Source organism: Allobosea sp. BK604 (genome assembly GCF_004341515.1).
In the GTDB taxonomy this organism is placed as follows: Bacteria; Pseudomonadota; Alphaproteobacteria; order Rhizobiales; family Beijerinckiaceae; genus Allobosea.
The window spans coordinates 364,762-376,829 of record NZ_SLZF01000001.1 but is presented as its reverse complement, the minus strand read 5'-3'; the positions used below and the strand labels follow the sequence as shown (position 1 = coordinate 376,829).

The window sequence follows — 12,068 nt, the reverse complement described above, 5'->3', positions numbered from 1 at the left end:
TGGCTCCCGTCCGCGGGACGACGCCAAGGAGACGTGGGTTATCCGGCGACACCCACGTGGCGCTGGGCAACCCTCCCTTGAATGCCGGCACTCATCGGGGACCATATGTGTTTGACGTTGGAGCCATCATTCCCGGCCGATCGGCATCGTGACCCGGTCCGGGATCTATTGAACGGTCGCATGACGTCGCGCCCGATCCAAAGGCGCTGACCGAACTGCAGCCGCTATCGGTCGCTCGATAAAGTGGAGGCAGAACGAGGATAACCCCAACGCGATCAAGATCAGAAGTGAAGCGCTTTCAATGCCGAATTTGCCGTTTCCAATTACGATGACCGGTACGTGGAGCAGGAACAGGGGATATGAAAGATCGCCAAGGTACATCATGAAGCGCTCCGGCAGGCGGGCTCTCCATCGCGATAGGCTGGACGCAGCGATGACGACGACTGTCAAGACAAAGACTTGGCGCGACCACACCCCGCCTTCCAAATTGAGCCGCGTGAGCAGGGTGACGCCCAACAACGAAAATCCAACCATCGCGAGCCAACTGGGGAAGCGGTAAAAATAGAAGGCACCGCCCCATGCCCAAAAGAGCGATGCGGCCGACAAGCCGTAGAAGTTGCCGGGGAACGTTCCGATGCCGAGGGCCTCGTTAAACCAATAGAGCGTGGCAGACGCGGCTATTGCAGCAAGGAGAGCAGGGCGCGGCATGAGCGCAATAAGCGGCGTGAGTACATAAAATAGCATCTCAACCGCGAGCGACCAGGTTGGCCCAAGGAAAGACCCGTGTGTGATGCCGTTCAGCGCCAGGAATGGCGCTATCAGATCCGGGATTGGCGGCATTCCTGCCAAGACGCCGCCGGTCGTCTGAATTGGCCCCCAAGCGAGTAGTCCGGCGGCATAAAGCGCAATCGCGAATCCGAGGGTCGGGAAGATCCGAACCGCACGGCGCAGATAGAAGCCAGTCGGTGCGACCGAATAACTGTGGGCTATGCTGAAGCCGGATATGGCGAGGAATCCGATGATCGCCGCGAGTGGACCCAAGCGACGCCCGAATCTATAAAGATCGGGCAGATCGAAGAACGACATCCCTATCGGGTAGATCATCCCAATATGCGCGTTCACAATTATGAGCGCGAGGAAAAACCTCAATGCCGCAAGTGCAGCCCACGTCGATGATGAAGTGTTTGGCTTGCGCATGGGCTTCTTACGTAGCACGCTGTTGACGGAATTCAGCGGCCACGACCGGGCGGCTATTCATGGTGTTCGGCTATCGGCTCCGCTTCGGAACGATTACGAGTACCAATAATGTAACCACGATCCAAGCCCGCAGCCAAATCCCTTTCACGCGCTTGCTGAGCCACTTTCCCGCCCCGGGCGCATTGCGTTCTGAGCCGTATGCGGGACATGTTTTCAGCCACAGCGGCTTCTCCCCGCTTGATTCCCTGGGATACAGCTCCTCACCGTGCCATTCGCTGGTCGCGTTGACGCTCGCCGCGCGGCCGGGAAGTGACGTGGCGCGATCAACTGCCATGCGAGCATATCATGGCACGCGTGTCATTCTAACCAGAAGTTGTGTGTGAAGTTGATCGGAAGATGGCCTAAGCTAGGCAAATGTGTGAGCGATTCCCCTCCAACTGCGCCCGTGCCGGTGATGGCCGTTAGAGTGCCGATTTCTTGACCTACGCCTTTTCAGATAGCGATCCGATTCGAGAAATGATCACCTTTTTGGTGGTCGTGCTCCTGTCAGCTGCGTTTGTAGGCTTGGTGCGCCGTCGGGGTACGGCAGATGCGACCTTGCTTACGGCGCTGGCCGGGCTCCTGCGGAGAAGGGGGGTGTTCGCGCGACAGGATTTGATCTCCGATCTTGCCATCATCGATATTGCCCGGATCGCTGTCGGGGTGCTGGCGACGATGCGATATGGGGAGATCCTCGTTGGCGGCTGGATGGTCGGGAATACGACAACGCTCGCGCTAACCGGGGCAACGGTACTGATTGCTGTCTGCGTCCTGATTGGCTTCATGGCGCCCGTTGCAATTTTTTTGCTCATGGCCAGCGCGAACATCCTGGTCGACAACATGCTGGGCGCTTCGACGCTTGGCTCCATGGTTATGTCGATGGTGCTGCTGCTGCTCCTGCTTGCGCCCGCGGGACGGCGCATCTCCGTCGATTCCCTGCTTGTAACCGGTGACGGGGCGCTCTCGCGGATCGTCGCGTGGCTCTGGCGCATCACGGGCACGCCTGATCCGGACCGTCTTCTCGTTGCGAAGGCCGCTGCGCTCTTCGCCTATTTCTGCGTCTGCCTCTATTCGGTCTCGTGGCACCTCAATGACGAGGCGTGGCAATCAGGCATGGTGATCGCCTGGGTCATGCTCTCGCCTGCCTCGAATCCGGCGCTCCACGAACAGGCGTGGGATCTTTATCAGTCGAGTCCATGGCTTTTCGTGAACTTGAGCCGGGTTTCGATCTACGGGATGTACGTCTGGTACGTCCTGGTGCTTCCTGGGCTCTTCATGGGGCGTCTGGTCCGCAGCTTCGTGATCGGATGGGGGCTGGCCTTCTTCCTCATCAGCACATTTGTGCTGCCGCTGCAGTTTCTGGGCTGGTACGAGCTCGTATTCTGGTTTGTGTTGTTCTTCCCCGCGCGATGGCTCATCGGACGAGAGGCGGTCTCGATTGCCGTGCTGTTCGACGATCGCTGTAATCTCTGTGACCGCACGGTGCGAACCATTGCATGGCTCGACATTTTTGGGCAGGTCGAGTTTCGTCCGATCCGCCGCAATTTGGCGTTTGCCGAGCAGCATGGCGTTACACTCGATCAGGGCTTGATCGATCTGGTCGGTATCGACCTGCGCAATAGCCGACACTTTATCGGATATGCCCTTTACGAAACGCTTTCCCGACGCCTGCCGTTGCTGTGGCCGGTCTTCATTCCACTCATGCTCGGCCGATGGTTTCGGGTCGGCATGTGGTGCTATCGCTTTGTCGCCGATCGTCGCATCCGACTGTTCGGCGTCTGCACAGCCTCGGCAATCCCGGATCGTTTCGTTGGTGCGCGACAAGCGTTGACACCCTCCATTTTCGGGTCTCGGCCGGTTCAGGTCTGGACCACAGCCCTGTCCAGCGTTTTTTTGGCGCTTGCCGTTCTATCCGCGGCCTTCCTCGCAAGGCTTCCGCTCGGCAGTACTGACGGCGATCTTGGCCCGGTGGGGCGTTTCTCGCGGACTATTGTGGGCGCTGCCCCGCTTGGCTTCGGAATAGGTAAGATCAATGTTTTCAACGAAGCCGATTTGAGCGCATTTCATACTCATTTATCGAGATACTTTGTCGAAGAAGATAGGCAATTTCTAAGCTTAGATGCCGAAAAGCGCCTGGAGTTTTACAAGAACGATAAGGGTATATACAAATTTACTGCTAATTTTCGTGCAATGTCGAGAACAAATATCGGGTGCGAGCCGAGTTATATTTCAAAGATGGCGGGTTTATATCAGGATTTTGTTCAGTTTTCTGAAGAAGGTGATGAAAAAGATTATATGGTGGTGAGTCTTATTCTGAACTCATGGCCGAGTTACGACGATTTTTTAAAATATGAACCTATCGAGCCTGCTTCCTTTGTTCTGTGCCGGGCTACGTTCGATTTGACTGCGGGGAGCCTGGTGGCGCTCGAATTTGATCAAGAGGGGGTCGACGAAGCCCTGCATCGAGCGAAGCTTCCGCGCATCTTTTCCGCCAGCGGGATGCCGCTCAGTTTGTCCTATCCCTGTCGGGCCGATGCCGGCTGGATCAACACTCTCGTTCAATCGCAGCAGCCCTTCGCAAGCAATCGCGAGCTGGTCGCTGCCGCACTCGAACTGCTGCCGGAACGCTATGGCGAGTTCCAACTCGCCTGTGCGGCGCGTGCGTATGCTGTGATCAAGCGAGAGCCGCGCCTTGCCGATCCCAATGCGCTCCGCGGCAATGCCGCAAGTTGCGGCGCGGGCTTGGCGCTGTTGCATGAGCTGGAAGCGGCCACCTCCGGCAGCGAGGAGATCCATGAGGACATCAAGGTCGGCCTGGCTCGGGCCGAGGCGGCGCAGGCACGTGGCGATGTGAGGGGCTGCGTGCGTGCTGCCGCTCTAGGGCGCGCCCGTTTTTCGCAAGCCATCTTGTCGACAACAGCGGCTCAGGCCGTTATGCCGCCGCCCAGCATTGTCCCGCCCGAAGCTGGGCCTCTCGCCATCGCCTATCCGTGCCTGGCCGATGCGGGCTGGATAAACACGCTGGTGGAGTCTCAGCAACCCTTCGCAAGCGATCGTGGCTTGATGACCGCCGCACTCGATCTGTTGACCGATCAGTCGCTGGGGGGGAGTTGGTCTGCATTGGGCGGATCCATTCGGTCATCCAGCGCGAACCGGGCCTGGCTGACCCCGATGCACTTCCCGGTAGCGATGCGAGCTGCGCTGCAGGGGTGTTCCTATTACGGGAACTGCGAAAAGCAGCATCGGCTTCAGCCGCTGTGCAAGAGGCTCTCGATACGAATCTCGCCTTGGCCGTGGCCGCACGTGCCGACGGTACTACGAGGGCCTGTACCCGCTATGCAGCAACCGGACGCGCCCTCTTTTTGCAAGCCATGGTGGCCGGAACGTCAGCTGCGCCGTGAGCGGATTCGCGGCCGATGCCGTGGAAGACGGCATCGGCCGGATCCTCGAAACGAGATGGGTCAAGCATCCGTGTCTCTTGAAGCGGGTGCTATACGGTCGGATCGTCAGGCTGGCTAGGGCCATGCGGCACAAGCCTTGGTTGGCTTGGGCCATTCAGCCCAAAGTCAATGTCAGAGAAGGCCGGCGCCCGCCTTCCGGTCGCCAAGGTTTGGCTATGTGGGTGCGACAAAAATTGACGTCGCTGCGCGCGGCCGGCCAGGGTTTCGATCCTGCGGCCTGCCAGGTGCAAGGATTGGGAAAGCAGCCTTTCCCGCCTCGATATGGAGCGCGAGGCGATGGCCGGCCCATTTCAGCTCGAAGAGCAAGTCGAGGCCAATACCGATTTCGACACGAGCTCGGTCGGGCAGGGCTCAATCCGATCCGGCGTGGGATTGGTGAAGAGCGAGGGCTGGCATGGCTCGTCCCGTCGCGCGTCGCAGGGCTTTGCAACGCGGCGGCGGCGGGGCGAACAAAATCGAGAGCTACGCGTTGCCCGGCGGAACGTCGGAGCCCCGTCAGCCAGGAGGCGATGCCATGAAGACCGAAAGGCCTACGCTCACTGAGGACGAGAAGGCGGAAATTGAGTATCAGGCAAAGCTGCAACGTATCAGAGAGCTTGAGCAAAGCGAGCCGAGCAGCAAGGAGCTGGAGGCGCTTAGGGCCTCTCTGACGGAGTATGAGACCAAGCTCGGACGTGACTACGCCAAACAGTAGCGACAGGTGCGAGTTGCCTAGGCTCGCGTTCGCGCAACATCCGTTGCGCCATGACCTCCGCCTCCGATGCAGTGGCCTTGTGCTTCGATCCGGCTGAAGGCCCCTGCTTCGGCAAAACGCCGCTTATCGTTCGAATGACGATGTTGGTAGCAAATTCCAGCTTCTCCAGAAGGATGAGGGGGCCTTTCACGCGGTATGGCGCATGTTGGCTGATCGCTCATGCCCCTGGACGGTGAGCGCCTGGTTCCGACCAGCAACCACATCGCTCGCGCTGATGTGCTGATGAACCTCAGAGAAGCGCAGCCCAAAAAGCCGGCGGCACCCCAGAAGGAGTGCGCCAGCCTACGATATCAGCGTCGCTCAGGCGAAGATCAATTGCCCGGCGAGCTGCGCGACACTGAAGTTGGTCAGGATGATGCCCCCGGAACCGCCGAGCGCCGCGGTGCTGATGACGACGCTGCCGCTGACGTCGGTAAACGAAAGCTGGTCTGAAGTGATTCCCTCAAAACGCAGATAGTCGACGGTTTCGTCCGTGTAGGCGAAATCGTTGATGACGTCGAATACGCCGGGTTGAAAATCAGCGGCCAGAAACCAGAACTGATCGTTGCCAGCACCGCCGGAAAGGTAGTCCGCGCCCGAGCCGCCGAGAATCTGGTCCGATCCATTGCCGCCGTAGAGCTGATCGGCTCCACCTTGACCGTAGAGCCAGTCATTGCCGTCCTGACCAAAGAGGACGTTCTCTCCCGCATCTCCAATCAGAAAATCCTGGAGGGCAGAGCCAATCACCCCTTCGATATTGACCAATGTATCGCCCTGAGCCTCGCCGCCGACGCCCATGCCGACATCGAGCCGGACCACAACGCCTTTGACCCAATTGGTGTAGATGGCATAATCAAAGCCAGTCCCACCATCGATCCAGTCGGCTCCCTCAGCCGCGCGAAGAAAGTCATTTCCGCCCCCGCCATACAGGAAGTCATTGCCCTGCCTTGAGTAAAAGGTGTCGTTGCCCTCGCCACCGAACATCGTATCGATGCCGCCGCCGCCATCAAGCTCGTCATCCCCTGCACCGCCGTCGAGGTAGTTGGTGCCGCTTATGACAGAGAGGACGTCATTGCCATCTTGCCCAAAGAGGCGATCGGCTCCGGTGCCTCCCACCATAAAATCGTTGCCCGCTCCGCCCAACAGCGTGTCGTTTCCGCCATAGCCGAATAGGTTATCGTCACCGTCGCCGCCAGACAGATAGTCGTCTCCAGCTATCTCTGAATCGCCATATAGCGAGTCATTCCCGCCATCACCGTATATCTCGCCGTAAGCGCCAGAGTTCCCTCCGAACTCCAGACGGTCGTCGCCGTCCTTCCCAACAACGACGTACATTCCCGAATACGGCGACACGTAGATCCAATCCGCCTCATCCGTTCCCATTAGCTGCACAGGCATCGGCTTCATCCAATTCAGGCTGCAAGGTGCAATAGAATACTCTGCAACTAAACCGTGTGCAGGCTGGAGGTCAATGGTCGGGACCGACGAACGCACGGACCGGCTACCCCGCAGGATCGCGCCGGCCCGCGATGTACGTTCGCTCAGGCGAAGATCAGCTGATCGCCAAGCTGAGGCACGCTGAAATGGGTGAGGATGATGCCGCCTGAGCCACCGAGCGCCGCAGTGCTAATGATGACACTGCTGCCGCTCTGATTGAACGTGAGCTGCGCGGGGTTGATGCCTTCGAACCGAAGATAGTCGAAATTGTTGGCGGTCTCGCCAAAACCATCGACCACGTCGAAAACGCCAGCCTGAAAGTCAGCGGCCAGGGTCCAGTACTGGTCGTTGCCGGCGCCCCCGGCCAAGTAGTCGGCGCCGGCGCCGCCGAGCAGCTGGTCCGAACGGTCGCCGCCGAAGAGTTGGTCGGCACCACCCTGACCATAGAGCCAGTCGTTTCCGCCCTGACCGTGCAGGGTGTTCGCTGCACCATCGCCGATCAAATAGTCCCGCTGGCCGGAGCCGATCAGGCCTTCGACGTCGATGAGCGTATCGCCTTGGGTATCGCCGTTAAGGCCCATTCCGACATCGAGACGCACCACCACACCGCCTAGCGAACCATCATAGCGTGCGTGGTCGAAGCCTTCCCCTCCATCGAGCCAGTCGGCCCCGGCACTCCCATCCAGATGGTCGTTGTCCGCCCCTCCGAGCAAGGTGTCGTTGCCGCCGTTGCGCCGACATGTTGGGGACCCGGAAGCAAGATGCAGGTCACCCACAGCTCTTGTGTTTACGCCTGAAATCTGGCCCCATCGGATCGCGCCGACGAGGCCAAGTTTCGTTTGGGTCGAGCTCAATCATGGCAAGAGCGGGCGCGCATAGATCGCCTGCACCAAGGTTGCTGCGTGATTGCGGGCGCTCTGCATCTCAGTCTGGTTCAAAATCTTGCAGTCATTGATCATGAGCGAGAGGTCGTCCTCGTCGACCTGCGGGTAGACGGCCGCGGCGACGACGATCCGCCACGAGCAGCCGGCGATTGGTTCAGCCTGAACTGCGCCATCGCATCCCGAGACGAGGCATAGCGCGACTTGACGCAGCGCCTTGACATCCCCCTTGATGGCGAGCGGGAAAACCTGTTCGAACGATGCCTTTGAATTGGCGCAGGCTTCGTTGCTCACAGGGCAGGCGCGGGTAAAATCCTGCGCGGTCTGTCCATAAGCTCGAACGGAAGCGATCAGCAGAACCGCCGCTGCGAGGGTTCCCAAAGGTCTCATTCCAACTCCCTCCGATTATTGCCAGCGATAGTCGATCCGGTGTCAGAATGGAATCTCTGGTCCTGTTTGCGCTTGCGCCCCCCTGGAGGATCAATGCGCCGCTGGCTGGCGAGTCCGCAGCGTGCGGGGGGGCGTCGTGTTCTGCGATCCAGGCCGGTCGCGGCGACGGTCAAGTTATCGCCGGCTTGGCGTCCTTGGGGCCATGACCGGACCGCGCGTGCCGACCGTCACGCATGACATCGTTCGAGTTGGGCCTCGAGAGCGCGATTCTCGACGGTGTGGCCGTAGCTCGCGAGATGCGCGTCGGATCTCAGAGCGGCGCAAAAAACGCGCGTGACCTCCGAGTTCATCGGCGGCAACGATTTGTGGAGATAGAAATCAAGGGTTCAAAGCTATCTCGCGAAGCCAGATAGCAATCGCGCTGCTTTCCCATCGCTTTTTTGAGATGGCAATCGGGCGTTGGGCTCGTCGCGTCAAGCACTCGGCCCCGAAGAAAGCGTAATGCCGAGCAGGCTCCAAGTGGCGTTCGTCGCCTGATGGCTATTGACGTCAGATAGCGCCAAATACGCGCAATATTCCGAAGACCAGCGAACCGACGCTGACGAATTGCAGGGCCTGCCAGCCAATACCAATGCCGGCCATGAACGTCGTAACAGCCGCAACCCAAAAGGCCGGCCAGAAGCGGCCGGTGGACATCCAGATGCCGATAAACACGCCTCCGCCATTGGCGATCTTCAGTACCCAGCGAGGAAGAAGTCCGTCGTTCATCAAGGCGCTCGCCGGTGTGGTAGTCGGGTAGGCTTCGTCTTTGTCCATAGCGTTCTTTGTGTCGCAGGCCCGTGTTTCTCCTGCCTATCCTAGTCCTGCCCGGTCCGCAATCCGAGCCATGCGATGGACTCGCGCATGTCCAAACCTGGAGCATCGGGATGAACAGCCGCGACGCGTAAGCGACCGCAGTACGTGTGTTCGACCGCTGCGTCAGCTCACCAGATAATATTGCTACCAGCGTAGCTGACAGGCTGGGCACCGAAGGTCGGTGATAGGAGGTGCTCGGGCTTCGGCGCGACTGCGCCGATGACAATACGATCTACGTGGTCGAGCCTTGGGCAACGTCGCCGGACGATTGATATCGAGCCAGGCTTCCGAGGGGGCTGCTCCGACCATTTCGATCGGGCCGATGTTACGCCTCATTTTGGGAAGGCTTCATCGCTCACGATTTCCTTGATGACCTCGGCGTATCGGCGGATGATATCGCCCTAGGGGCCTGTGATCGATTGATCTGCTACGCCATTCAGGATGCTCAGACTGTCCGCCGTTCACCAGAGCCGCGTATTTTTCGAAGGATTGGATTGCCTTAAAAGGGGGAGCGGGTGAGCGGCCAAGTTCTTGTCAGCGGCGGAAATGGCCGACTTGCGCGCGCATTGGCGTCCGTTGGCGGAGTTCGCGTGCACGCGCTGTCGCGTGCTGAACTGGATGTAACGGACATCCCGGCCTTCAAAGCGGCACTGGCGCGGCTACGCCCGGCAGCTGTCATCAATGCGGCGGCCGTTAGCAAAGTGGACGTTTCCGAGGCGGCGGCGAATCAGGTGAACGCGGTCAACGCTGTGGCACCCGGTTACATGGCGAAAGCCTGTGCGGAGGTGGGCGTACCGTTCATCCATATTTCGACGGATTACGTATTCGGGGACGCCATTGATCGTCCGTGGCGCGAAGCTGACCCCGTTTCGCCCATCAATAACTATGGTCGCTCGAAAGCCGAAGCCGAGCGAAACGTCCTTGCCGTCGACGACGGAATCTGCGTCGCGCGCGTTGCGTGGCTGTTCGGCGATGGCGAGGATTTCATCAGCCACCTTCTCCGCAGCCCCGGTGATATCGCCAAGGTCGGAAGCGACCAGGTCGGGTCGCCAACTCCAATCTTTGCGCTCGCCGGTCGATTGCTTGAATTGGCAGGACGCATGAAGGCGCGGGAGGCCGTGCCGCGCATCCTTCACCTGGCGGGCTCGCCAGCAGTATCGCGAGCGGATTGGGTCGCTGCGGCGTTCCGGGTGCTGGAGGCAGCAGGACGGCGGACGCCTCGTATCGAGCGGGTCGCCATGGCCGATTTTGCCTTCGCCGCTCCGCGGCCTCACTACAGCGCCCTTGATTCCAGCCTCGCGTCCGCCTTGTTTGGTGGAGAGCTCGATTGGCGCGTTACGGTCGCTCAACCAGAGACCTTTGCAGCAGCCTTCAATAGCTAGAGGCAAATCGTAGACCTACGCGGGAGCTTATTGAGCACTCGACGGCCGGATCACCCGCACCGATCCAAAGTCATCGCCGCAAGGCTCGCTGTTCTAACCGGAGGCTATACCTGGACACTCGGCGAAGGAGTTATCACCGTGCGAGAATTCGTTACTGCAGCCAGGGATGCACTTGCCGCCAGAAACCACTACGCGGCGCTGACGCTCGCGCTCACGCTGCCGGACATGGCTTGCAGCCTTGAAAGCCCGGACGGACGCACCAGCGGGGCGCAATATGCGACTTGGTTTGATCGATGGGTTGGGCCGCGTTACCGGAAGGTTCTCGATGGTTCGGACTGTTACGCGCTACGGTGTGCGCTACTCCATAACGGGGTCGATGGGATCGAAGACCAGAAGGCAAGGCGCGTACTTCAACGCTTCGTTTTTACCACCGGTGCGGGAAACCATAAGAAGTTGTTGGACAAGGTTGTTCTGCAATTGAACGCGAGGAAATTCACGCTCGACATTTGCGAAGGTGTCGAAGCTTTTCTAAGCGCTTGTCCGATTAGAGCGCGCACGATGACCATCATCGATGCCCCGCACGGGCTCTTGATCTCTTCAGATCCGGACGGAACCCTGCGGATATTCGCTTCGCCTCCGAGGCCCACGATGGGAAGAAAACGAATGTCGCAGGCGGGCCTCGATCCATCACAGGACCCCTGGTGAGCCGCAGCTGGCGGCTACAGGCACATGAAGCGGGTTCGCGAGTTGATGATCAGCGGTTCCTCGGTGGTCGACATCCGGCAAGTGCAGGTGACGAAGGATCCTGGCCAAGGGTCGACCGTCACGATCAAGGACTTTGGCGATCGATAGTCCTCGGATCGAGTGGTAGCGGGAGAGGGACTCGAACCCCCGACACGCGGATTATGATTCCGCTGCTCTAACCAGCTGAGCTACCCCGCCCCGAACTCCGGGCGCCGCAAGGCGGCGTCCCATCGAGATGGCGCGGTATAGGGGGAGGGGTGCGGACCGTCAAGCCTCAAGGGCGAGCGGTTCACTGCCATTTGTCGTTTGCGCCGCGGCCGAGACGAGCTTGCGCAGCCTGACCACCCGGAAATAGCCGCGCCCGACATGCACCGTCTCGTAGCGACCGGTGGCGGCGGCCCAATCGGTCAGGCGGCTCACCTTGAAATCGGCGCTCCAGCCGACCGCCTTGGCGAGCGGGGCGACGGCGCGCCAGAGCGGGGCGGCGAAGTCGCGATCGTCGACGAGGCGGCTGGCGATGACGATCTCGCCGCCGGGCTTGAGCACGCGGTCCATCTCGGCCAGCGCCTGTTCCGGATCGGGCACGAGCGTGATCACGAATTGCGCGGTCACGGCGTCGAAGCTTTCGGCGGCGAAGCCGAGCCGGCAGGCATCCATCACCATCAGCCCGAGGACATGATCGAGCTTCTGGCTCTCGACCTTGCGAGCCGCCATCCTGAGCATGTCGAGCGAGAGGTCGACGGCGATGACACGGGACTCGGGCGTGAAATATTGCAGGGTCAGGCCGGTGCCGACGCCGATCTCTAGAATATCGCGCCCGCATGCGCAGGCCGCCGCAACGGATTCGCGCTGCGGCCGCTCGAGCATGCCCTGGTAGACGCGGTCATAGATCTTCGCCCAGCCGGCATAGACCCGTTTCTGGCTTTCCAGATCATATGTCACAGGCATG

Annotated in this window: 10 protein-coding genes and 1 tRNA gene; 4 read left to right on the top strand and 7 right to left on the bottom strand. The window is 60.1% G+C overall.

Annotation, left to right across the window (positions count from 1 at the left end; genetic code table 11):
* Positions 1-165 precede the first annotated feature (165 nt).
* Complete coding sequence (locus tag EV560_RS01950; RefSeq protein WP_131853460.1) at positions 166-1,197, bottom strand: acyltransferase family protein; 1,032 nt, start codon at positions 1,195-1,197, stop codon at positions 166-168.
* Positions 1,198-1,674: 477 nt separating this feature from the next.
* Between EV560_RS01950 and EV560_RS01945 the strand changes: the two genes are divergently transcribed.
* Both EV560_RS01945 and EV560_RS01940 read left to right on the top strand, forming a co-directional pair.
* Positions 1,675-4,755 carry a thiol-disulfide oxidoreductase DCC family protein gene (locus EV560_RS01945; protein WP_131853458.1) on the top strand — a complete coding sequence of 1,027 codons (3,081 nt, stop codon included), beginning with the start codon at positions 1,675-1,677 and terminating at the stop codon, positions 4,753-4,755.
* A gap of 336 nt (positions 4,756-5,091) precedes the next feature.
* On the top strand, positions 5,092-5,391 hold the full coding sequence (locus EV560_RS01940; protein WP_131853456.1) for a hypothetical protein: 300 nt from the start codon (positions 5,092-5,094) through the stop codon (positions 5,389-5,391).
* A gap of 360 nt (positions 5,392-5,751) precedes the next feature.
* On the opposite strand, the gene EV560_RS01935 is transcribed toward EV560_RS01940, so the two are convergent.
* The 4 genes from EV560_RS01935 to EV560_RS01920 form a co-directional block, all read right to left on the bottom strand.
* Positions 5,752-6,828, bottom strand: a complete 1,077-nt coding sequence (locus EV560_RS01935) for a calcium-binding protein (protein ID WP_282568827.1) — start codon at positions 6,826-6,828, stop codon at positions 5,752-5,754.
* Positions 6,829-6,971: 143 nt separating this feature from the next.
* On the bottom strand, positions 6,972-7,643 hold the full coding sequence (locus tag EV560_RS01930) for a calcium-binding protein (protein WP_165923274.1): 672 nt from the start codon (positions 7,641-7,643) through the stop codon (positions 6,972-6,974).
* Positions 7,644-7,721: 78 nt separating this feature from the next.
* Entirely contained in the window at positions 7,722-8,138 is a 417-nt protein-coding gene (locus EV560_RS01925) for a hypothetical protein (protein ID WP_131853450.1), read from the bottom strand.
* A gap of 549 nt (positions 8,139-8,687) precedes the next feature.
* A complete protein-coding gene (locus tag EV560_RS01920) occupies positions 8,688-8,954 on the bottom strand; it encodes a hypothetical protein (RefSeq protein WP_131853448.1) in 267 nt (88 codons plus the stop codon).
* 554 nt (positions 8,955-9,508) lie between these two features.
* On the opposite strand from EV560_RS01920, the gene EV560_RS01915 reads away from it, so the two are divergent.
* Both EV560_RS01915 and EV560_RS01910 read left to right on the top strand, forming a co-directional pair.
* On the top strand, positions 9,509-10,375 hold the full coding sequence (locus EV560_RS01915; RefSeq protein WP_131853446.1) for an SDR family oxidoreductase: 867 nt from the start codon (positions 9,509-9,511) through the stop codon (positions 10,373-10,375).
* Between the two features lie 138 nt (positions 10,376-10,513).
* Positions 10,514-11,080, top strand: a complete 567-nt coding sequence (locus EV560_RS01910) for a hypothetical protein (protein WP_131853444.1) — start codon at positions 10,514-10,516, stop codon at positions 11,078-11,080.
* Between the two features lie 160 nt (positions 11,081-11,240).
* Here EV560_RS01910 and EV560_RS01905 read toward each other — a convergent pair.
* Both EV560_RS01905 and EV560_RS01900 read right to left on the bottom strand, forming a co-directional pair.
* Positions 11,241-11,317 (bottom strand) — tRNA-Met (locus EV560_RS01905).
* 69 nt (positions 11,318-11,386) lie between these two features.
* Positions 11,387-12,067, bottom strand: a complete 681-nt coding sequence (locus EV560_RS01900; protein ID WP_131853442.1) for a class I SAM-dependent methyltransferase — start codon at positions 12,065-12,067, stop codon at positions 11,387-11,389.
* Position 12,068 lies beyond the last annotated feature (1 nt).